The organism is Alysiella filiformis, assembly GCF_014054525.1.
In the GTDB taxonomy this organism is placed as follows: Bacteria; Pseudomonadota; Gammaproteobacteria; order Burkholderiales; family Neisseriaceae; genus Simonsiella; species Simonsiella filiformis.
The window spans coordinates 2,009,888-2,030,819 of record NZ_CP059564.1 but is presented as its reverse complement, the minus strand read 5'-3'; the positions used below and the strand labels follow the sequence as shown (position 1 = coordinate 2,030,819).

Below are 20,932 nucleotides of genomic sequence, written 5' to 3'. Positions count from 1 at the left end.
CAAAAAGGCTGCCTGAAATGGTTTTCAGGCAGCCTTTTTTGTGTGCCACGTTATCGTGTTTCCAAACGCAACAATTTGATGCACAAGCCAAAACCAATCAAGCCTTCCACCAAATGCAACACGCTGGATATGCCGTGCCATTTGCCAAAGCTGCCGCCCAGCCATGTTACCAAAATGTGGGTGTCGCCTGCTTTTAATGCGGCAATAATGGGCGCGAACACAAATTCATTGATTGCCAATAATGCAATCAGCAGGGCTATCCATTTGCGGGTGTGTCCACCCGATGAGTGGTTGTCCCAACTGTGGTAGCCGCCTGTGCTGCGGCACACCAAAAACGCCAATGCCCATGCCAGCAAACCCAAACCATTGGAAACGTGAAACAGCATTCCCGCAATTTTGCCAGCCGATTGATTTTCCAAAACATTAAATAAAATGGGGGCAACCACATAGCCAAAGCCAATTTGCATACCCAGCCACAGGCTGATGAGTAGGGCGGTCAGGCGTTTCATAAATTTTCCTTGTTCAAATGAAAAAAACAGGCGTTATTTTAACCAAAATTGGGGGGGCAGGCAGCTTTTTTGTGTTTCAGGCAGCCTGAAATCGCCATTTATCGCGCCCCAAATCCCGTTAAAATAATCCGAATGGTTTTGAATGCGATGAGCAAATCCAGCGAAAACGAAAAATGTTTGATGTAGTAAAAATCGTGTTCAATTTTGATTTGGGTTTCATCGGTGTTGCTGGCATAGCCGTGGGTAACTTGCGCCCAGCCTGAAAGCCCTGGCTTGACGATGTGGCGGTAATTGTAAAACGGTATGCTTTGTTCAAATTTTTCCACAAACACTTTTTGTTCGGGGCGTGGACCAATTAAGCTCATGTCGCCTTTTAAGATATTGAAAAATTGGGGTAATTCGTCCAATCGCGTTTTGCGGATAAATTGTCCCACGCGCGTGATGCGTTGGTCGCCAATTTGCGCCAATTGCGCTCCGTTTGCTTCGGAATTGGCATACATGCTGCGAAATTTGTAAATGCGAAATTCGCGTCCGCCTTGCCCCACGCGATTTTGTGTGAACAGCACTTTGCCGCGACTGTCGGCAAACACCACGATGGCGGTTAAAAACATGATGGGCAGAGCAAAGGGCAACATCAACAACACGACCACAATGTCCAAAAAACGCTTGATTATCATGTAGGCGGCAGGCGGCAACAACGAACCCAAATCGTTTTCATACATGTGGCGGATTTTGACGCGCCCTGTAAGTGATTCTTCTATTTGGCGAATGTTGTAAACGGGTATGCCGCGCAAGGTGCAATCTGCCAAAAATTTTTGCCAAGTGGGGGTTAAATCGCTGCTGTGCAAATCGGCAACCACCGCTTGAATGTTTTGGTGGGGCAACATGGCGGTGGGCAGACGCACCCATTCGGCGTGGGGCAGTTGGTCGGCTTGGCTGGCGCGACCGAGCGGAATGTATGCCATGCGCGGTGTGTGGCGGTTGCGGCGGACAAAATCGCCCACAAAAAATACCGTTGCCAACAAACCATGCGCCAGCACAAAGCTGTTGGAAAAAGTGATAAAAACCAGTGCATTAACGGCAAATACGCTGCTGTATCCAATGCCCACCGCAGGCAAAATGTGCAGCCAGCTTTGTTTACCAGGGAAATAGAGCAATTTATTGATGGACACAGCGGTGAGCGCGTAGGCGGTTAGGCTGATTAACGCGCTGTTAATCACTTTGGGATTGAAGGGGTGTATGTCTTTCACGCACAAATACAAAAAAACGATGATGAGCGTGAGCAAAATGCCATTTAATAAACGAAAAAGCAGGGAAGGGGTCGGTTTCATGTTTCAGGCAGCCTGAAAAACGGTAAAAGCAAGCGATTAAGATTGTGAATACAGGTTCTTATTTTCTAATCAATGAATAAAGCCATTTGAGCCAAGCGTGTGGCAGCAGGCGCGGCACACTTCGCAAAACGAAACAGTATAGCGCAGATAAACCATTTTGAATACGCAAATGCCGTTTCAGGCAGCACAACTGCCATTCGCTGCACACATATTGCCAGCCGCGCCGCCTTTGCAACATGGCATTGCCCGTTCGTGCCAAAATCAGCGTTTCGGGCAAATTGGCTGCCTGAAAACCGTGCGCCAACATACGCAACCACAAATTGTAATCTTCCATAAAAACATGATGTTGATAAGCACCCACCGCCAACACCGCCGATTTGCGATAAGCCATGCTCATGTGGTTAAACGGATTGCGTTTTTTCGCAAATTCAACAATTTGCGCGTGATTTTGCGGCACCATGCGCGTGGCGTGCGGCTGTTCAGGCAGCACATCAAATTCCGCGATTTGCGTACCAAAAAAAGCCACTTTGGGGTGCTGTTGCCAAAAAGCGCATTGTTGTTCAAAACGTTGGGGCAGGGCGATGTCATCGCTGTCCATGCGGAAAATGTGTTCGTGAGAACAATGATTTATGCCAAAATTCAAAGCCTTACCCAAACCCACATTTTCGGGCAGCCGCACGATTTTGATGTTTAAGGCAGCCTGAAAATCGCTGACCACCGCCACCAATTCAGGCGGAATTTCGCCATCAAACACCACCACCATTTCATCGGCAAGCCGCGTTTGCGCTTGCAGGCTGTTCAAACATTCACGCAAAAATTCAGGCTTTTCAGCATGATAAAGCGACATCAATACAGAAAATTTCATAAATCAGGCTCATATTCCAAAAAACGCGCCATGTTTTCAGGCGACACTTTTCGCGCAAACCACGCCCCTTCACGTTGTGCCGCCCACAATTCGTCCAGCGACAAAAAATCAGGGTGATTGGCGTGGTTTTGAAAACGCACAAAACGGTGATTGTCATTGATGAGATTGAATTTTTCAGGCAAATTTTGCACGATGTATTGAAAAAAATGCTCATCTGGCACCAATTTTTTTTCAAAATATGCCGCCACATCGCCCAAACTTTCGCCAAACAAAGTTTGCAAAGCCATGCGGTCGGCAGAAAACCATTGGCTACCCGAAAAACAATTTTGCGAACTGGGCAACAGTTTGTCTGCCCATTTCATCAATTTTGTCAATGCTTTACCGATTAAATGGCGTTGCCAAAGCGTATCGGCATGGGGCGCATTAAAGCGCGTGCGATAACGCAAATTGGGCGTATTTTTGCATTGTAAAAACAAAGTGTTGTCGCCCCATTTTTGGAATTGTTCAGTTAAAAAATCGGGCGATACCAAAGGCACACAATGACCGCTCATCAAATGAAAATAACGGTTTTCAGGCTGCGACAAGGCTGCCTGAAACAAATTCAGCGTTGCCAAAATCATGCTGAATCCACCCCAATTTACCGCTATCCGATTGTTCAATATGTGGATATTTTTGTAGCCGCGCAAAATGTCCAAAGGTTTACTGGGCGATTTGCCATCTAAATGAATGTAATAATGATTTTTTGGGTGGCGCATTGCCAAAGTGATGACATGGCGCGGCGCATCGTGGCACAAAATAAGATAAGCATGACTCATGATTTTAAACTTTTTTAAGCAATTTTTTCATCAATACCCCGCCAAAATAGCCAAATTGCCAGCCATAATCGCGCCCAAAATTGTGTCGCATTTGGGCGCGATAAGTTTGTACGTCTTGCAAATAAGCCCAATCGCGCGTTTTCAAAAAGCGTTTGATGCTTTCGGCAACAATTAAACGCCAATTTTTGTATTGTAAAACAGTTAGTTCCGTTTTAAATTCGGGGTAGCGTGTTTCGGCAGCCATCGCCTTTTCCACGCCATAAAAAATGTCGCGCAAATGACGGTGCGACAGGCTCGCCACAATGCTGTTGTCGCGCTGGCGGTAGCCAATCAGGTTTTCAGGCAGCCTGAAAATATGCTGTGCCGCCAAATACAAATAAGGGACGGTCATCATGTCTTCAAACAATTTACTGTATTCAAATATTTGATTTTCAAATAACTTTTTGTGATAACAACGCGACCAAACATACCAGCGATTTTCTTCAAACGCGCGTAAACGGTGGGCTGCGAGGGGCAAATTTTCGGTTTGTGGAAAATAATCGGCATACAAGCCCTTGTTTTCCCAATGATGATTGCGGAATTTGACCGCGTCAAATTCAATGATGTCGGGCGCGTGTTGGCCTATGGCGGCGATGATTTTGTCCAATGCCTGATTGATGAAAATGTCATCGCTGTCCAAAAACAGCCAATAATCGCCTGTGGCTTGTGCCATGCCAGCGTTGCGGGCGGCGGATAAGCCTGCGTTTTCTTGTGTGATGATGTGGTGGCGAATGGTGCTGTACCATTTTTCTGCGATGAATTGTTCAATTTTTTCAAGTGTTTGGTCGGTTGAACCATCATTGACAATCAGCACTTGCAAACGCGCGTGGTCGGTGGCTGAAATGTTGTCCAAGATGGATTGCAGGGCTGGCTGAACATGGTCTTGCACGTTATAGCAGGGGACGATAAGGCTGATTGTGGGTTTCATGGGCATTCAATCGTTTGGGTGGTGATGTTCATTTTTTCCATTAAATCATAAAGATATTGGAAATTGGGATTGTGAAAAAGCGGTAACTTGGGGCGATGTGCCACAATTTGAACGCGCGGAAAATTGACCACATTCAGCGCGGCGGTGCTGGCAATGTGGTGGATTTGGTATTGGGTTTGTGGGTGATTTTGGATTTGTTGCAGCAAATAATCTTCAAAAATCAAAGGTGTATCAATATATTGGGCGGGGATTGGATAATCTTCGCGTGGGTGGGGAAAATAATGTGCTGCTTGGCTGATTTTCAGTATTTGCTTAAATACATCAATATTTTGCTGTGGATTGTCAAACAAAGGTTGCCCCAGCACGATTTTTTGGACATTTTGTCCATTTTGGCTGCCTGAAACGGGTTTTTCGGCAACATTGTCCCATAAATTCAATGTTTTGGTTTTTGGGCTGATGTTGTTTTGATTGGGATAAAGCGTGTGGTGTTGTGCCGACAGTTGGCGCAAATCTTCGGTTTGGTAGCGTATGCCTTGTAATTGTCGGATTATTTTGGCTTTTTTGCCGTAATTTTGATTGCGATACAAAATGCTATTGGGGTATAAATTGGCGGTGCCATCGTCAAAGGTTTCCAATTGGACAAAATTCAGGTGGCTTAATGGAAATTGGACATTGGGGTTGTCTATGCTGGCGGCAAAAATGGTATGGTATTGTTTTTGCAAATTTTTGCTTAATGAAAATAAGGAGATTTCACGCGCCCAAGCATTGCGTGGCACGCGCACAAATTGGGCAAAATCGCACAATTTGGCGGTTTGGTGGTAATAGTGGCGGAATTTGGCATTGTCGGATTCGGCATAGCAAATCATCAATAAATCAGCAGGATAGTGTGAATTTTGCCGAATGAGTGCTTGGGCAATCAGGGCTTGTAGGGGGGTGAGGCAAATAAACAGGTTTTTCATTTTTCAGGCTGCCTGAAAAGTTAAGAAGAAAATGGATTGAGCAAGTTTAAATCATGGATATTTTGAAAATCTTGCGTATTTCTTGTAACCAAAATAAGCTGATGTGCCATTGCGGTTGCGGCAATCAAGGCATCGTGTTCAGGTTTGGGATTGGGAACGTGTAAATCCGCGCAAATGCTGGCAATCTGCCAATCAATCATCAAAACGCGCCCCGAAAAACTCGGCTTGACCACATTTTCAAACCATTTTGTCAAATGCTGACCTTGCACGGGGTCGCGTAGGGTTTTGAGTCGCCCCCAACGTTCCAACTCAATCATCACAATAATGCTGGTATGAAGTTGGTGGGGCTGTGTGCTTTTCAACCATTCCACAACACCATGATTTGCTTTTTGATTTTGCGAAATTCAGAAATCACATTGGTATCCAATAAATACATCAATCCATGCCCTCGTTCATGCGTAAGCTGCTTTGGCGTATGAAATTTTCTTCTTCAATATCAGCCACTTCATCAGGATAATCCATTGCCATCAGCATTTCATAGCTGGATTGTGCTGGCACGATGTTTGCCACAATTTGCCCTTTGTGGGTAAATTGCACGGTTCTGCCCTGTTGAATTTGCAAAATTTGTTGGACGATATGGGGTGGCAATAAACTCAATTCCACTAACATAAATGATTTTCCTTTAAGGTTTTCAGGCTGCCTGAATCGGTTTGGGGTCGCGAACGAAGTGGTACAAAATCGGCAAAATCGCCAAATTGCCGATTATCGTGGCGTAGGGAATGTGTGTCAAACCGCCCCGCGCCAATGCCCACAATGCCAGCACATAAACAAGGGCAGAAAACACGGAAATGGGCGCGATGATTTTATTTTTTCCATGATAAAACAGGTAATTAACCAAAATGTAATACGGCAGCACGCAAGCAAATCCCAATAAAAATAAGCTCAAATAAGGTTGCACGCCCACATATTCTTGCCCCAAAAACCACAAAAACCACGTTTCAGGCAGCATTTTCGCCAAAAATGCGGGAATCGGCACGAAAATCAGGCTGAAACACGCCAATTTGCGCGTTTTGGCGGCATTCAGGCTGCCTGATTTGAGTGCAGCGTAAAAATGCGGCACGGTGGCTTTGTTCAATGCCATCAAGATGATGCTCAATGTGCTTGCTAATTGCAGGGCGGCTGCATAAATGCCTAATTCATAAGTAGAAAAATTTTGATAAATGATGATGCGGTCAAGTTGCCCTTTGGCAAAACCGCTTGTGTGGTGCAAAATGAGCGGCAAACCAAAGGCGTAAACATAGGCTTGCGACAAGCGAAAACGTTGGCGCGTCAAGCGAATGGGGCTGTCGTGGCGCGTGAAATAAAAGGCGATGAGGGCAATGGTTAAATTGGCGGCTAAAATCGCCAAAAATCGCCATAAAATCGGTGTATGGTCGCTTATTTCCAGCAAAATCACGGTCAATAAGCTGCTGAATATGCCGCTTGCGATTTGAATGATGGCGTAGTGCCACGCGCGTTGTTGGCATTGTCGCCACGCCAGTTGGCTTGCCAAAATGCTTTGGCTGGCGGTGGCGAGCAACACAATCGCCAGCAGCCATGATTGCATAATCCAAGAAAAAATCAATAAAATCAATGTGAAAAATGCGGTGTGGGCATAGCCTGCCATCAGCAAATTGCCCAAATTGCGTTTGCCGTAAAAATGATAATAGCGCGTTAAAGCCCCATCTTGGCTGAAACCCAGCACAATGGCTGCCAGCGCAAACAGGGTTTGGTAGTAGGACAATTCGCCAAAACCCGCCGCGCCCAATTTGCGCGTGAGATAGGGCATGAGCAAAAATGGCATGATTTTGGCAAACAATTCGCCACATAAATAAATCATGCTGTCTTTCAAAATTTTCATGTTCAGGCTGCCTGAAATGCGTCAAAATACGCATTTTAGGGCTTTTCAGGCTGTCTGAATACGGTTTTGGAGTAAAGAAAGATGAATCAAATTCGTGTGAAAATGTGTGGCATTACCCGTGCGGAAGATGCCGTGTGTGCCGCACAGTTGGGTGTGGACGCAATCGGTTTGGTGTTTTTTTCAGGCAGCAAACGCTGCGTGAATATTGAACAAGCCATTGAAATTGTAAAACATTTACCACCATTTGTGAGTGTGGTGGCATTGTTTGTGAACGAAAGCGCGGCAAAAATACGCGAAATTTTGGCGCAAGTGCCGATTGATGTGCTGCAATTTCATGGCGATGAAACGCCCGAATTTTGCCAACAATTTCAACGCCCTTATTTGAAAGCCGTGCGCGTGAAAAGCGTGGACGACATTCAGGCAGCGTGGCGCGATTATGCTGCGGCAAAAGCGGTGCTGTTTGACGCCTTTGTGGAAGGCGTGTATGGCGGTACAGGGCATTGTTTTGATTGGACAATGCTGCCTGAAAATCCACAAGGGCATTGGATTTTATCGGGCGGACTCAACCCCGATAATGTCGCCCAAGCCTTGCAAATCACAGGCGCAACCACCGTTGATGTGTCAAGCGGTGTGGAAAGCGCGGCTGGCATCAAATCGCATGAAAAAATGGCGCAATTTATGCGCCAAATTCGCGGTTTTCAGGCTGTCTCACATTTTTGATTTGCCCCGAATCTATCCCCTCCCCCTATGAAGGGGGAGGGCTGGGGTGGGGGTTAGAAACCCAATGAGCTACCCCCACCCTAACCCTCCCCCGCCAGCAGGGGAGGGAACAGGTTTCAGGCAATCCAACGATTTCTGTCGTGTACAGTGAGACAGCCTGAAAGATTATTGCACACAATCCCACGAAGTTGCCGTGTTTGCCGCCACATCGCGCGTTAAAGTTTTGCCAATCAAATCATCAAAATACTTGGGCGGCAAACCAAATCCAGGGCGAACGCTGCGAATGCACGTTTCATCAATCACATCGCCCGCTTTCAGGTCTTTAACAAAATACAGCGAACGGCGAAATTGCGCATTGCCTTGTTCGCTGGATTTGAGCGCGTAATTCACTTGCCCCAAAGCCTGCCAAGCCGTTTTGGTATCACGACAAAGATTTTGCAAATCAATGGGTTCCAGCGAAAAACTGTCGTCCGCGCCACCGCCATTTCTGTCTAGCGTAAAATGTTTTTCAATCACACACGCGCCCAATGCCACGCTGACGATGGCGGTGGTGTTGTCCAAAGTGTGGTCGGACAAACCCACCAAGGTGCCAAAACGTTGCGCCATATCGGGCAAGGTGCGCAAGTTGTAATCTTGGGCAGGGGCAGGGTAGCCACTCACGCAATGCAAAACCACCAATTCTTTGCAACCATTTGATTTTGCTGTGTCAATCGCTTCGGCAATTTCGTCTGCGTCTGCCATGCCTGTGGAAATAATCATCGGCTTGCCCGTTTGCGCCACATATTGAATCAATGGCAAATCAATCACTTCAAACGAGGCAATTTTGTAAGCAGGCGCATTCAAACTTTCCAGCAAATCCACCGCCGAAAAATCAAAAGGCGAGCTGAAAATCGTGATGTCTTGTTCTTTTGCAAATTCAAACAATGGCTTATGCCAATCCCAAGGCATATGCGCTTTTTGGTACAAATCGTGCAAAGATTGCCCATGCCACAATCCACCCTGAATCATGAAATCGGGGGCGCGGCTGTTGAGCGTAATGGTGTCGGCGGTGTAGGTTTGGATTTTGACCGCGTCTGCACCGCATTGTTTGGCTTGTGCGATGATTTTAAAGGCATTATCCAAGCTGCCGTTGTGGTTGGCAGACATTTCTGCGATGATGTAAGGCGCATGGTCGTTGCCAATGGCGCGGTGGTTGATGTGTATGGTTTGCATATTTCTGTTTTTCAATTAAAAAGCGGATTTTAGCAGTTTCAGGCTGCCTGAAATCATTTTTGTTTCAATAAATCAATGAGATTTTGCATATTTTGCAATTCGCGTGCTTGTTGTTGCAGCAGTTGTTCTTGGTATTGTATTTTTAATTGCAATTTTTCTATTTCATTAACGATATCTTGTGGGGCGTGATAAAAATTGCTGTGTTGGTTATTGTTATTATTTCCTTTAATAATCAAGCAATTTCCATTTTGGTCATTTGGTAATAAATCATGTGGACTAACATCAAAAATCGCAGCCAATTCATTTAAACGTTCCGTGTTAATGCTGCTTTTACCGCGTTCCATTTTGGAATAACCATTCACAGAAATATTCAGTTTTTCAGCCACATCTTTTTGCGACCAGTTTTTTTCCAAACGCAAATTTTTGATAATTTCATGTGATTTCAGCATATTAAACTTTCAGTGGATAAGATTAAACATCTGGTTTGTTCCAGTAAATTAAATAGATAAATATAATTTATTTATCCAAGAGTCAGCTTGGGAATTTATTTTAACTCAAAAATGCCTTTTCAGTTTAATTTTAACCATTGGAGCAATGAATATGAGCAATCATGACCCACGCAAAGCATATGAAAAATATTTGGGCGACACCGTCAATTATGAAACGCAAGAATTTGACACGAATAAAGCCAAACAAAAGGCTTTGAATGAAAAAGACAAATTGAATATTTTGTTGATTGGCGCAACTGGTGTGGGTAAAAGCACTTTGCTGAATGCGGTTTTTGGCGATGATGTTGCCAAAGCAGGCGTAGGCGAACCCATGACGCAAGAATTGAAAAAATACCACATTCCCAGCAAAGGCTTAACATTGTGGGACACCAAAGGCATTGAAGCAAAAGATTATCAAGGCACTTTGGGGCAACTGAAAACCGACATTCAGGCTGCCATTGATGAAGCCTTAAATTCCGACAATCCTGAACTTAATTTGCCCCATGTTGCGTGGTTGTGCATTAAAGAAACCAGTTCGCGTGTGGAAGAGCGCGATATTGAATTATTGGAATTGATGCGCGATAACCGCATTCCAACAGTTGTGGTGTTTACCAATACGCAACATGAAAATACGGAAGCATTTTTTCAGGCAGCCACAAACGTGATTGACGAAAAAATGGGGGCATTTGTACAGAACCGTTATGTTCGTGTGAATTCGTGTGTTTATTCGGTTATGGGTATATCTGTGCCAACTTCGGGCTTGAAAGATTTATTGGATAAAACTTTTCAATGTTTACCAGAAGTTAAAAGCAATTCACAACATCATGTCAATAATTACCGCGAGGCATTATTGAAAGCACAAATGATTGACTATGAAAAAAAGTTATGCGCCATGATTGATGGCGCAACCCAAAAAGTCAATTATGCAACGGCAGCAGCAGGTGCGGCAGGCGCAATTCCCATTCCATTTTCAGATATGTTTGCGATTACTGCCGTTCAAACCACCATGATTTATCAAATCAATGCTGAATTTGAGGTAGATAAAGAATTAAATTCAATTACATCAACTTTAATGGGTATTTTGGGAACAACAGGTTTGGCGCAAGTTGGTAGAACTGTGGTTGGCTCTTTATTGAAATTTATTCCAGGTGCAGGCTCTGTAGCTGGTGCAGCCATTTCAGGTACGGTCGCGGCAGGCATTACCAAATCCATTGGCGAAGCCTACATTCAAGTTTTGAAATCATATTACAATATGGAAACTGGCAAGGTGGATATTCCACCACATATGACGGGTTTCTTGGATATGTTCAAAACCGTTTATGAACAGAAAAAAGCGTTGAATAAATAACATGACAGGCAGTCCTGAAAATGCTTTTCAGGCTGCCTTTTCTTTTTTTAAAATAAATAATCATTTGATGATAAAGCAAATGAGATGAACCCCTTTGATTCAGGCTGCCTGAAAAAGCCCAATTTTTTATGCAAACGCAAACTCGCGCCATTGTGCGGCAACACGCGCCCAAGAATTTCACTCGCCCCCAGTTCGCCAAACGCCCATGCCAATGCCAAATGCCCCATTTGTGTGCCATGCCCACGCGGACAATCGGGCGCAGTGTAAAATCCCCATTCCCAACAATCTGTTTTTTCAGGAATTTGGGTAAAACTGATGTAGCCTTGTGGCATTTGATTGACCGTGTAAATCAACATTTTGAAATTGGGCTTGCTTAATTGTTTTGTAAACCAATTTTGATGATTTTCCCAAATCAATTCATCTTGTTGCAACATGAATTGGCGTATGCTGATGTGGTTGCGCCAGTCAAAAATCATTTTCATATCATCATGTTGTGCGGGGCGGATTTGTGTGTGGTCGGTTTGATGAGTGATGTTCATGATTTGATTGATGACACGCGCCACGCCTTTGCCATCGCACAGCTTTTTGGCATTTTCTGCCATTTGCGACAGGTTTTCAGGCTGGCTGAAAGTCGCCAAAGCCTTTTGCCATTTTGCTGAACCGATTTCTGCCACATCAAATGCCAATGCTGCGCCAACTGATTGTAATTGTTGGGCAATAGGGCGTTGATTATCAGCCAAAACCAGTAAAATGGTGGGCAAACCCAAACAACAACGTTCCCAAGATGTGCTGCCTGCCGCGCCAATCGCCCAATCCGACTGCGCCATCAATTCAGCCATATTGTTTGCACTAACAATCACTTGGCAGGGGAAAGGCGCATTTTGGGCAAAATGATGAATGCTGGCAATATGCGGTGCGCTCGCGCCCATGACCACGGTTAAATCAAGTGTATTTTTGCCATTTTCTGCCAAATTTTGCAAGATTTTGGGTGTGATGTTGTCTTTGTCCACACCGCCCAAATTCAGCAAAACCTTTTGCAGGCTGCCTGAAAATGCTTTTTTTGCTGATATTTCAGGCATTTTGTTGCGCCAAAATGCAAATTCTGGGCGCAACAAAGCATAGCGCGTACCCGCCAAAATGCGACAATCGGGCGGCAACAAATCGGCATAATCTTGGGCGCGGTGTCCCCAATTTTGGTCAATTAAAACATCGGCTTGGTGTGAACGGTCGTGCAAATCGTCTATCACGGCGATTTTGGCTGGGCAAATTTTTTGCGCGAGATTTTGCCATGTCGCGTCCAGCGCGTAGTGGTCGCAAATAATCCAATCGGGTTGAAAATCAATCAGATGGGATTGGCAATCGGCAAAATCTTGCGCTTGTGTTGTACCCAGCCACGCGGCGTGTTTCAGGCTGCCTGAAAACCCATGTTTTCCTTCCCCTGCTTGCGAGGGAGGATTAGGTTGGGGGCAAGGCAACAAAATACATTCAAATTCTTGTTTTTCAATCAAATCTGCCAAATGCCCCACATGGGCGCGAGTGATGAATTTTGCCGTATGCCCTTGTTCGTGCAAGGCATTTGCCAAAGTCAGGCAACGCATAATGTGTCCGCTCCCGATTTCTAGGGAAGCGTCTGCTCGGAAAAGGAATTTCATTTTTTCTTTTTCTTAAAATAACTTAATTGCTTTTGTGCTTTATTTAATCGCGTTTCTCTAAAATGATTTAAGCGCGTTTTCATTTCAGTCATGATTTGTTCTGTTGAATGATTCCCCGCTGCTACATTGAATGTAATGAGTGGAAATCCCCATTTTTTATTTAAAAGTATCAATTTTCTTTTGATACCCGATGTGCGTGCCAAAAAAATGCTTTCATCATACACATCAATACAAATGAATTTTTGCCTTTGTATCGCGATGGTGCTGATAAAGGCGATGTCTTGCCATTGAATTAGCCCCCATGTATTACTGTGGTCAATGATGCCCTGTGCATTGATTTCCAATATGGGGCGATTGCGCTGTAACAGTTTGATGAACCCCATTATGCTGCACAAAGCAAAAAATGCGCTACCTCCCACCCCAATCATGACCTTTTCCATATCGTTTTTATTTAAACTGTCTGTGATAATGACAACGCCAATAAGCACAAAAGCCATCGCCCCTAATATCGAGAAAGCCAATTTGGTTTTTGAAGGATAAATGTAAATGGTTTCACTCATTTTGTTTTCCTTTTCAGGCAGCCTGAAAAATTTTCGCCAATAATGCTGCGCGTTCCCAATCATCAGGCGTATCAATATCTTGTACGCGATAACGCGGCAATTTCACACCCACGCTTTTGCTGTTGAAAATCGGTTTTTGGGCGAGCCATGCGGCGGTCGTTCCCCAATAAAATTGCCCTGCGTCATGCCAAGCCCTTGTCAAATCTTGCGAACGCATGGCAAACATTTCGGGCTGAAACATCGCCACTTCGCCATTTTCAGCCAGCCGCAAAGCGCGTTGAATGGGAAAAGTGTAATCGGTTATGGAAAAGGCAAAATCCGCGTTCGTTTCACGCAATTTTATTGCGCCATTTTGCAAATCGGCTGCCTGAACAAAAGGCGCGGTGGCATACAAACAACACGCCATTTCGCCTTGCCAATTTTCATTTTTTATCATCAACTCAATGGCATGAGCAATCACTTCGCCTGTGGTGGCAAAATCGTCCGACAATTCGGCTGGGCGGATAAATGGGATTTCTGCGCCATATTGTTGCGCGATTTGGGCGATTTCATCGTCATCGGTGGAAACGATAATCCGTTCAAAACAGCCCGATTGTTGTGCTGCCAAAATGCTGTGGGCAATCATGGGTTTGCCATTGAATGATTTGATGTTTTTGCGTGGAATGCGTTTGCTGCCACCGCGCGCGGGAATGATGCACAAAGTCATGTTCAGGCTGCCTGAAAAAAATCCAAAGTGTGATGATACCGTGAAAATCTATTGACGTGAATTTATGTTAAAATTTAAGCAATTTTTGGGGTTTTCAGGCAGCCTGAAAGCCCACAAACCCATTTTAGGAAAAAACATGACTGATTTTAAAGAACAACTCAAATCGGGCTTGCAAGCCATGAATTTGGAATTGGACACCACCAAGCAGTTGTTGTTGCTGGAATATGTGTCGCTGCTGAAAAAATGGAACAGCACCTACAACCTAACCGCCTTGCGCGATGAACGCAAAATGATTAGCCATCATCTGCTGGATAGCCTTACGCTGCTGCCCTATGTGGCAAACGCGCAAACCTTGATGGACGTGGGTTCAGGTGGCGGTATGCCAGGCATTCCCACCGCCATTTGTCGCCCCGATTTGCACATTACCCTGCTCGATGCCAACACCAAAAAAACCGCCTTTTTGCAACAAGCCGTGATTGAATTGGGCTTGGGCAACGTTACCGTGGCAAGCGGCAGAGTAGAAGCCATGCACGACAAAAAAGTGGACGTGGTAACCAGTCGCGCCTTTGCCGAATTGCACGATTTCATTGCGCTGACCAAACATTTGCTCAATGAAAACGGCTATTGGGCAGCCATGAAAGGCGTTTATCCTTATGAAGAATTGGAAAATGTGCCACAAAATATTGAAGTTTATCAAATTGATAAATTGCACGTTCCCACACTCAACGCAGAACGCCACATGGTGTTGATGCGCCCCAAAAAAGGTGAATGAATATGGCTTGTGAAATCATTGCCGTCTGCAATCAAAAAGGCGGCGTAGGCAAAACCACCACCGCCGTGAATTTGGCGGCATCGTTGGCATACCGCAATCGCAAAGTGCTGTTGATTGATTTGGACGCACAAGGCAACGCCACCACAGGCAGCGGCATAGACAAAAACGCTTTTGAATGGGGAACTTACCACATACTCACAGGCGAAACCGACATCAAAAACACCATTTTGCACAGCGAAACAGGGCATTACGACATCATCGCGTCCAACCGCGATTTAACGGGCATTGAAGTGCAACTCATTCACAAACCCGCGCGTGAAATGTGTTTGAAAACCGCGCTGGCTGAAATCCGCGAAAATTACGATTATGTGTTGATTGATTGTCCGCCCACACTTTCTTTGTTGTTGCTCAATGGCTTGGCGGCGGCAGACAGCATACTCATTCCCATGGTCTGCGAATATTACGCGCTGGAAGGCATTTCCGATTTGCTCGCCACCATCCGCAAAGTGCGCCAAACCATCAATCCCAAATTGGATATTTTGGGCGTGGTGTTTACCATGTTTACCACCCAAAACAAATTGTCGCAAGATGTGAGCAGCCAACTGCGTAACCATTTTGAACAGCGTGTGTTCCGCACCACCATTCCGCGCAATGTGCGTTTGGCGGAAGCCCCCAGCTTTGGTATGCCCGCGCTCGCCTATGACGATAAAGCCAAAGGCACGCAAGCCTATTTGGATTTGGCTGATGAAATCATGGGTTTCAAACGCGCCACATCATCGGCAAGTTATTTGAAAAAAGTGTTGATGTTTTAATGATTTCAGGCAGCCAAAAAGGGATTTTGGGCTGCCTGAAATTTGAGAACCTGTGTTCATAAAAAGCTGCCTTGTATTCGCGAAAATCAAGCCATCAATCTTACAAACACAGGTTCTTATTCTTATTTTTGATGCAAAACGTATTTGGTGTAAAACGTTTTGCTTTCAGCCGCTTGCAACAGCGTCAGCCCCAAACCATTGTTGAAACAATCGGGTGCGCCACTCAAATTTTCAATCGCCACACAATCGCGTTCGGGTGGAATGTAGATTTGCAAATAGGGGTAATTGTGTTGCGCCCAAATTTGCAAAATCAAATCATCGCTTTGCAAAATGCACGACACATCGGTTTGATTATTCAAAACAAAACTGTTGTCCAATTCCACACCGCGCAAACTTTCGGCTGTCTGAAAACGGCTTTCAGGCAGCATTTTGCCCGTTGGCAGCAGATTTTCATCAAATTCAAGCATTTGATTCGCATTGATTTGCAAAGACCAATCGTCCACTTTGCCGCCCAGCGTGAAATAGGGGTGCCAGCCGTCTACAATCGGCAGGGTGCGGCTGCCTGTATTGGTGGCGGTGGTGTGAATGTGCAAGCCCGTTTCGTCCAAAATGTATTTCACAAGCAGTTGATATTCAAATGGAAAACCCGCATTTTCTTGCGAATAATGCGCCAGCAATTCTATCCAAGCGGACTGTTCATCAGTACCGTGATTTTCTAATTTAAAATCAAAATCATACATTAAACCGTGAATGGCGTGTCCATTCAAAACGTGTTTTTCGCAAACATATTCCGTGTTTTCAAATACATAGCGGCTTTCATTCAAACGGCACGCAAATGGGCTGAGCTTTGCGCTGCGAAAGCCATTGATGATTTGATGACGTGCTTGATTTTCATCAGAAAATGCGGCAATGATGTTGCGCCATTCGCCATTTTGTCGCACGGCAAAACGGTTCAAAATCGCGCCAAAGAGGAAAATCTCGGCTTGATGGGTTTCGCTTTGTAAAACAAGCGATTGGGGATTGATGTGTATGTTGAACATGGTTTTTTCCTGTTTTCAGGCAGCTTTTCAATACATGGCAATTTTTTAGAGAAGTTGCCACCAACCTACTCCCTCCCCCTATGTAAGGGGGAGGGCTGGGGTGGGGGTTAGAAACGCAACGTGCCACCCCCACTCTAACCCTCCCCCGCCAGACGGGAGAGGGGACAGATTTCAGGCTGCCTGAAAATTTATTTCGCTGATTTATAATGAATTTCCGATAAAGCAGCCAAACGTTCCGCCGCCTGTTCGGGGGTTAAATCGCGCTGGCTTTCCGCCAACATTTCGTAGCCAACCATGAATTTTCGCACGGTTGCCGAACGCAAAAGCGGCGGATAAAAATGCGCGTGAAGCTGCCATTCGGGGTGGTTTTCGCCATCAAAAGGCGCACCGTGAAAGCCCATGGAGTACGGAAAACTGGTTTGGAACAGATTGTCGTATTTGGTGGTCAAAATTTTCAGGCAGCCTGCCAAATCTTGCGCTTGCTCGTTGTTTAAATCGGTCATGCGCTGCACGGCAATTTTGGGCAGTAGCAAAATTTCAAAGGGCCAAGCCGCCCAATATGGCACAAGCGCAACAAAAAAATCGCTTTCACAAACAATGCGTTCGCGTTTTTGCAATTCGGCTTGCGCGTAATCCAGCAACATGGCGCGTTGGTGTTGGGCGAAATATTTTTGTTGGGCAATGTGGGCTTTGTGTGGCAAATTGGGCAGAAAATCGCTCGCCCAAATTTGCCCGTGTGGGTGTGGATTGGAGCAACCCATTACCGCGCCTTTATTTTCAAATATTTGAACCCATTGGTATTTTTTACCCAATTCGCGGCATTCGTCTTGCCATAATGCAATCACGGCAGCGATTTCATCTTGCGACAATTCAGGCAGCGTTTTGGCGTGGTCGGGCGAAAAGCAAATCACGCGACTCACACCGCGCACGCTGTGGCTTTGGAAAAGTGGGTTGCTGTGGTCGGCAAATTCGGGCGTATCGGGCAGAAGCGCGGAAAAATCATTTGTGAAAACATAAGATTGAGTGTATGCTGGATTTTTTTCGCCATTGATGCGCGTGTTGCTGGGACACAAATAGCAGCTTGGGTCGTAAGATGGCTTTTGCTCGGTGTCGGCGGTTTCCTGTTGCCCTTGCCATGGGCGTTTGGCGCGATGGGGCGACACCAAAACCCATTCTTCGGTTAGGGGATTGTAGCGGCGATGTGGGTGGTCGCTGGGGTGGAACATGGCTTTTCCTTTGCGTTGAAAATCGCGTCATTTAAACAAAATTTAACACACAAAGCAAGCCGTTTCAGGCTGCCTGAAAGCGAATAACATGGAAAAAATGTAGTTTTATTACTGATTGTTACCTGCAATTACACGTTCAGGCTGCCTGAAAATCATAAATCAATTCAATTATTGCCACAAATTTTCGTGATATTGTGTAAAAAAACATTTACAAAAACTTTTTTTTAATTCAAACTTCAAAATTGCGAATTGTAGGGGCTGAAATGATGTGCTTTTGGCGATGATTCCGCCCCCACGCCCAATCAAAAAATAGGGCGACAATCGACAACACATTAAGACCTCATTTTTAGGAGTTTTACCATGAAAAAATTAAGCACAATGAGTTTGGCTTTGGCAGTGATTTTGGGTTTGAGCGCGTGTGGCGATAAAGCCGCCACGCAACAAAATGGCGGTGGCGCAACGGCTGCTCCTGCTGGCGATGCGGTAAAAGTGGGCGTAACCATTTATAAATACGATGATAATTTCATGGCGTTGATGCGTAAGGCTTTGGAAAATGAAGCCACTACCTTGAAAACGGCTGAATTGTTGATGAACGATTCGCAAAATAACCAGTCTGAACAAAACAATCAGGTTGATGTGTTGTTGGCAAAAGGCGTAAAAGCCTTGGCGATTAACTTGGTGGACCCCGCCGCCGCACCCACCATCATTGAAAAAGCCAAAGCCGCCAACGTGCCTGTGGTGTTTTTCAACAAAGACCCTGGTGAAGCCGCATTGAAAACCTACGAAAAAGCCTATTATGTGGGTGCCAATCCACAAGAATCAGGCGAAATTCAAGGCGAATTGATTACCAAAACATGGAAAGAAAACCCCGATTGGGATTTGAATAAAGATGGCGTGATTGATTATGTGCTGCTCAAAGGCGAACCAGGACACCCCGATGCGGAAGCGCGTACCAAATTCGTGATTGAAAAATTGAACGCCAACGGCATCAAAACCAATAAATTGCAAGAAGACACAGGCATGTGGGACGCGGCACAAGGCAAAGACAAAATGCAAGCGTGGTTGTCGGGGCCAAACGGCAAGCAAATTGAAGTGGTCATCGCCAACAATGACGGCATGGCAATGGGTGCCGTGGAAGCCATGAAAGCAGGCGGTAAAGTGTTGCCCACATTTGGTGTGGACGCATTGCCAGAGGCTTTGCAAATGGTTAAAGCCGATGTGATGAAAGGCACGGTATTGAACGATGGCGAAAGCCAAGCCAAAGCGGTGTACGCGCTGGCGGTGGATTTGGCAAATGGCAAAGACCCCAAAGCCAATACCGCCATCAAATTGGACGGCAACCAAATCCGCATTCCTTATGTGGCGGTGGACAAAACCAATTTGGATAAATTCTTGAAATAATTGTTTTTGTGAAACAAGCGACTGGCTTTTTGGAAGTCGGTCGCTTGTTTTGCGATTGGGGTTTCAGGCAGCCTGAAAACCCAATTCCCCACAAAAAATCAAATAACAAAGGAAAGCAAATGAGCATACCTCAACCTTCCACAGGCGAAATTTTGCTGACCATGACGGACATTCACAAAGCCTTCCCCGGTGTGAAAGCTTTGGACGGTGTGAATTTACAAGTCCGCGCCCACTCGGTTCACGCGCTGATGGGCGAAAATGGCGCAGGCAAATCCACGCTGCTCAAATGCCTGTTTGGGATTTACGCCAAAGATTCAGGCAGCATACAATTTTTGGGCAAAGAAGCCAATTTTACCAATGCCAAAGAAGCCCTTGAAAACGGCATTTCCATGGTTCATCAAGAGCTGAATTTGGTGAAACAATTAAGTGTGATGGACAATTTGTGGCTCGGTCGCTATCCCACCAAAGGGATTTTTGTGGACCACAAAAAAATGCATGAAGACACACAAGCGATTTTTGACGAATTGGGCATCAAACTTGACCCCAACGAAAAAGTGGCGAATTTAACCGTGTCGGAAATGCAAATGATTGAAATTGCAAAAGCATTTTCCTACAACGCCAAAATTGTGATTATGGACGAACCCACTTCTTCGCTGTCTGAAAAAGAAGTGGCGCACCTGTTTACCATTGTTCGCAAACTCAAAGACCGTGGTTGCGGCATCATTTACATTTCGCACAAAATGGAAGAAATTTTCCAACTGTGTGATGCGATTACGATTATGCGCGATGGCAAATGGATAGACACCGTCAATTCGGTGGACACGTCTATGGACGATTTGGTGGCAAAAATGGTGGGGCGCAGCCTGACCCAACGTTTCCCCGCCAAGCAAAATCAAATTGGCGAAGTGGTGTTGCGTGTGAAAAATTTAACGGCGAAAAATCAACCCTCTATCCAAAACGTGAGCTTTGAATTGCGTCAAGGCGAAGTATTGGGTATTGGCGGATTGGTGGGCGCAAAACGCACCGACATCGTGGAAACACTGTTTGGCATACGCGAACGTGCAGATGGCGAAGTTTGGGTTAAAGGCAAGCCCGTGTTGAACAAATCGCCCGTTGAAGCGATTGAAAACGGTTTTGCTTTGGTAACAGAAGAACGCCGCAGCACAGGCATTTTTGCGGGTTTGGACATCAATTTCAACTCATTGATTGCCAATGTGAAACATTATGAAAAAGGCTTTTTGCTGGACAACAGCGAAATGGAAAAAGACACGCAATGGGTGATTGATGCCATGCGCGTGAAAACGCCCAATCAAGCCACGCGCATTGGCACGCTGTCGGGCGGCAATCAGCAAAAAGTGATTTTGGGGCGTTGGTTGCTGACCCACCCCGATATTTTGATGTTGGACGAACCCACGCGTGGCATTGACATTGGCGCAAAATTTGAGATTTATCAACTGATTGCCGATTTAGCCAAACGCGGCAAATCGGTGATTATGATTTCATCGGAAATGCCCGAATTGCTGGGCGTGAGCGACCGCATTTTGGTGATGAGCGCAGGCAAAGTCGCAGGCATTGTGGAAACGGCAAAAACTTCACAAGAGGAAATTTTGCAGTTGTCGGCGAAATATTTGTAAAGGTTTTTTTCAGGC

The 20,932-nt window shown here is 45.4% G+C and carries 22 protein-coding genes; 6 read left to right on the top strand and 16 right to left on the bottom strand.

Translation table 11 applies throughout. The features are described 5' to 3' along the window. Positions 1-50: 50 nt before the first annotated feature. From H3L97_RS10000 to H3L97_RS09960, 9 genes are all read right to left on the bottom strand, one after another. A complete protein-coding gene (locus H3L97_RS10000; RefSeq protein ID WP_097113423.1) occupies positions 51-509 on the bottom strand; it encodes a DUF4149 domain-containing protein in 459 nt (152 codons plus the stop codon). Positions 510-607: 98 nt separating this feature from the next. After that, a complete protein-coding gene (locus tag H3L97_RS09995; RefSeq protein ID WP_097113424.1) occupies positions 608-1,840 on the bottom strand; it encodes a sugar transferase in 1,233 nt (410 codons plus the stop codon). A gap of 58 nt (positions 1,841-1,898) precedes the next feature. After that, a complete protein-coding gene (locus tag H3L97_RS09990) occupies positions 1,899-2,705 on the bottom strand; it encodes a glycosyltransferase (protein ID WP_097113426.1) in 807 nt (268 codons plus the stop codon). After that, complete coding sequence (locus H3L97_RS09985; protein ID WP_097113427.1) at positions 2,702-3,520, bottom strand: beta-1,6-N-acetylglucosaminyltransferase; 819 nt, start codon at positions 3,518-3,520, stop codon at positions 2,702-2,704. The genes H3L97_RS09990 and H3L97_RS09985 overlap by 4 nt, the downstream gene beginning before the upstream one ends. A 4-nt stretch (positions 3,521-3,524) precedes the next feature. After that, a complete protein-coding gene (locus H3L97_RS09980; protein WP_097113507.1) occupies positions 3,525-4,487 on the bottom strand; it encodes a glycosyltransferase family 2 protein in 963 nt (320 codons plus the stop codon). Next, positions 4,484-5,446, bottom strand: a complete 963-nt coding sequence (locus tag H3L97_RS09975; RefSeq protein WP_097113429.1) for a glycosyltransferase family 52 — start codon at positions 5,444-5,446, stop codon at positions 4,484-4,486. Before H3L97_RS09975 ends, H3L97_RS09980 begins: the two co-directional genes overlap by 4 nt. A gap of 20 nt (positions 5,447-5,466) precedes the next feature. Then, positions 5,467-5,817, bottom strand: coding sequence for a PIN domain-containing protein (locus H3L97_RS09970; RefSeq protein ID WP_224446353.1), 351 nt, complete (start codon positions 5,815-5,817; stop codon positions 5,467-5,469). A 64-nt stretch (positions 5,818-5,881) separates the two neighbouring features. Continuing rightward, a complete protein-coding gene (locus H3L97_RS09965) occupies positions 5,882-6,115 on the bottom strand; it encodes a hypothetical protein (RefSeq protein ID WP_097113431.1) in 234 nt (77 codons plus the stop codon). A gap of 22 nt (positions 6,116-6,137) precedes the next feature. Next, positions 6,138-7,346 carry an oligosaccharide flippase family protein gene (locus H3L97_RS09960; protein ID WP_097113434.1) on the bottom strand — a complete coding sequence of 403 codons (1,209 nt, stop codon included), beginning with the start codon at positions 7,344-7,346 and terminating at the stop codon, positions 6,138-6,140. A gap of 81 nt (positions 7,347-7,427) precedes the next feature. Between H3L97_RS09960 and H3L97_RS09955 the strand changes: the two genes are divergently transcribed. Further along, a complete protein-coding gene (locus H3L97_RS09955; RefSeq protein ID WP_097113435.1) occupies positions 7,428-8,066 on the top strand; it encodes a phosphoribosylanthranilate isomerase in 639 nt (212 codons plus the stop codon). A gap of 165 nt (positions 8,067-8,231) precedes the next feature. Here the strand turns inward: H3L97_RS09955 and pseI are convergent, their stop codons facing one another. Then, positions 8,232-9,278 (bottom strand): pseudaminic acid synthase, encoded by a 1,047-nt coding sequence (gene pseI / locus H3L97_RS09950; RefSeq protein ID WP_097113437.1) that lies wholly within the window; start codon positions 9,276-9,278, stop codon positions 8,232-8,234. A 53-nt stretch (positions 9,279-9,331) separates the two neighbouring features. Further along, on the bottom strand, positions 9,332-9,697 hold the full coding sequence (locus H3L97_RS09945) for a helix-turn-helix domain-containing protein (RefSeq protein ID WP_244958350.1): 366 nt from the start codon (positions 9,695-9,697) through the stop codon (positions 9,332-9,334). Between the two features lie 181 nt (positions 9,698-9,878). Here H3L97_RS09945 and H3L97_RS09940 point away from each other — a divergent pair, with 181 nt between their 5' ends. Next, the gene (locus tag H3L97_RS09940; protein WP_097113438.1) at positions 9,879-11,114 is read left to right on the top strand and encodes a GTPase; all 1,236 of its coding nucleotides are present in this window, start codon (positions 9,879-9,881) and stop codon (positions 11,112-11,114) included. Positions 11,115-11,161: 47 nt separating this feature from the next. On the opposite strand, the gene pseG is transcribed toward H3L97_RS09940, so the two are convergent. Genes pseG through pseF form a run of 3 tightly spaced genes read right to left on the bottom strand, consistent with a single transcriptional unit; the run spans position 11,162 to position 14,032 of the window. Continuing rightward, a complete protein-coding gene (gene pseG / locus H3L97_RS09935) occupies positions 11,162-12,766 on the bottom strand; it encodes a UDP-2,4-diacetamido-2,4,6-trideoxy-beta-L-altropyranose hydrolase (RefSeq protein WP_097113439.1) in 1,605 nt (534 codons plus the stop codon). Continuing rightward, on the bottom strand, positions 12,763-13,326 hold the full coding sequence (locus H3L97_RS09930; RefSeq protein WP_097113440.1) for an STM3941 family protein: 564 nt from the start codon (positions 13,324-13,326) through the stop codon (positions 12,763-12,765). The genes pseG and H3L97_RS09930 overlap by 4 nt, the downstream gene beginning before the upstream one ends. Positions 13,327-13,339: 13 nt before the next feature. Beyond that, positions 13,340-14,032: a pseudaminic acid cytidylyltransferase gene (pseF, locus tag H3L97_RS09925; RefSeq protein WP_097113442.1), complete on the bottom strand. Its 693-nt coding sequence runs from the start codon at positions 14,030-14,032 to the stop codon at positions 13,340-13,342. A 136-nt stretch (positions 14,033-14,168) separates the two neighbouring features. Between pseF and rsmG the strand changes: the two genes are divergently transcribed. Both rsmG and H3L97_RS09915 read left to right on the top strand, forming a co-directional pair. Next, positions 14,169-14,804, top strand: a complete 636-nt coding sequence (gene rsmG / locus H3L97_RS09920) for a 16S rRNA (guanine(527)-N(7))-methyltransferase RsmG (RefSeq protein ID WP_097113509.1) — start codon at positions 14,169-14,171, stop codon at positions 14,802-14,804. A 2-nt stretch (positions 14,805-14,806) separates the two neighbouring features. After that, the gene (locus H3L97_RS09915) at positions 14,807-15,616 is read left to right on the top strand and encodes a ParA family protein (protein WP_097113444.1); all 810 of its coding nucleotides are present in this window, start codon (positions 14,807-14,809) and stop codon (positions 15,614-15,616) included. Positions 15,617-15,738: 122 nt separating this feature from the next. Here H3L97_RS09915 and H3L97_RS09910 read toward each other — a convergent pair whose 3' ends face one another. Next, positions 15,739-16,656, bottom strand: coding sequence for an aldose 1-epimerase (locus H3L97_RS09910; protein ID WP_097113445.1), 918 nt, complete (start codon positions 16,654-16,656; stop codon positions 15,739-15,741). Positions 16,657-16,844: 188 nt separating this feature from the next. Further along, positions 16,845-17,882 (bottom strand): galactose-1-phosphate uridylyltransferase, encoded by a 1,038-nt coding sequence (gene galT, locus H3L97_RS09905; protein WP_097113447.1) that lies wholly within the window; start codon positions 17,880-17,882, stop codon positions 16,845-16,847. A gap of 360 nt (positions 17,883-18,242) precedes the next feature. Here galT and mglB point away from each other — a divergent pair, with 360 nt between their 5' ends. Further along, on the top strand, positions 18,243-19,283 hold the full coding sequence (gene mglB / locus H3L97_RS09900) for a galactose/glucose ABC transporter substrate-binding protein MglB (RefSeq protein ID WP_097113450.1): 1,041 nt from the start codon (positions 18,243-18,245) through the stop codon (positions 19,281-19,283). An 8-nt stretch (positions 19,284-19,291) separates the two neighbouring features. Continuing rightward, positions 19,292-20,917, top strand: a complete 1,626-nt coding sequence (gene mglA, locus H3L97_RS09895) for a galactose/methyl galactoside ABC transporter ATP-binding protein MglA (RefSeq protein ID WP_224446355.1) — start codon at positions 19,292-19,294, stop codon at positions 20,915-20,917. Positions 20,918-20,932: the final 15 nt, after the last annotated feature.

Excerpts from the sequence above, each read along its gene's own strand:
- H3L97_RS10000 (WP_097113423.1), bottom strand. The coding sequence starts at position 509 with ATGAAACGCCTGACCGCCCTACTCATCAGCCTGTGGCTGGGTATGCAA.
- H3L97_RS09995 (WP_097113424.1), bottom strand. The coding sequence starts at position 1,840 with ATGAAACCGACCCCTTCCCTGCTTTTTCGTTTATTAAATGGCATTTTG.
- H3L97_RS09990 (WP_097113426.1), bottom strand. The coding sequence starts at position 2,705 with ATGAAATTTTCTGTATTGATGTCGCTTTATCATGCTGAAAAGCCTGAA.
- H3L97_RS09985 (WP_097113427.1), bottom strand. The coding sequence starts at position 3,520 with ATGAGTCATGCTTATCTTATTTTGTGCCACGATGCGCCGCGCCATGTC.
- H3L97_RS09980 (WP_097113507.1), bottom strand. The coding sequence starts at position 4,487 with ATGAAACCCACAATCAGCCTTATCGTCCCCTGCTATAACGTGCAAGAC.
- H3L97_RS09975 (WP_097113429.1), bottom strand. The coding sequence starts at position 5,446 with ATGAAAAACCTGTTTATTTGCCTCACCCCCCTACAAGCCCTGATTGCC.
- H3L97_RS09965 (WP_097113431.1), bottom strand. The coding sequence starts at position 6,115 with ATGTTAGTGGAATTGAGTTTATTGCCACCCCATATCGTCCAACAAATT.
- H3L97_RS09960 (WP_097113434.1), bottom strand. The coding sequence starts at position 7,346 with ATGAAAATTTTGAAAGACAGCATGATTTATTTATGTGGCGAATTGTTT.
- H3L97_RS09955 (WP_097113435.1), top strand. The coding sequence starts at position 7,428 with ATGAATCAAATTCGTGTGAAAATGTGTGGCATTACCCGTGCGGAAGAT.
- pseI (WP_097113437.1), bottom strand. The coding sequence starts at position 9,278 with ATGCAAACCATACACATCAACCACCGCGCCATTGGCAACGACCATGCG.
- H3L97_RS09940 (WP_097113438.1), top strand. The coding sequence starts at position 9,879 with ATGAGCAATCATGACCCACGCAAAGCATATGAAAAATATTTGGGCGAC.
- pseG (WP_097113439.1), bottom strand. The coding sequence starts at position 12,766 with ATGAAATTCCTTTTCCGAGCAGACGCTTCCCTAGAAATCGGGAGCGGA.
- H3L97_RS09930 (WP_097113440.1), bottom strand. The coding sequence starts at position 13,326 with ATGAGTGAAACCATTTACATTTATCCTTCAAAAACCAAATTGGCTTTC.
- pseF (WP_097113442.1), bottom strand. The coding sequence starts at position 14,032 with ATGACTTTGTGCATCATTCCCGCGCGCGGTGGCAGCAAACGCATTCCA.
- rsmG (WP_097113509.1), top strand. The coding sequence starts at position 14,169 with ATGACTGATTTTAAAGAACAACTCAAATCGGGCTTGCAAGCCATGAAT.
- H3L97_RS09915 (WP_097113444.1), top strand. The coding sequence starts at position 14,807 with ATGGCTTGTGAAATCATTGCCGTCTGCAATCAAAAAGGCGGCGTAGGC.
- H3L97_RS09910 (WP_097113445.1), bottom strand. The coding sequence starts at position 16,656 with ATGTTCAACATACACATCAATCCCCAATCGCTTGTTTTACAAAGCGAA.
- galT (WP_097113447.1), bottom strand. The coding sequence starts at position 17,882 with ATGTTCCACCCCAGCGACCACCCACATCGCCGCTACAATCCCCTAACC.
- mglB (WP_097113450.1), top strand. The coding sequence starts at position 18,243 with ATGAAAAAATTAAGCACAATGAGTTTGGCTTTGGCAGTGATTTTGGGT.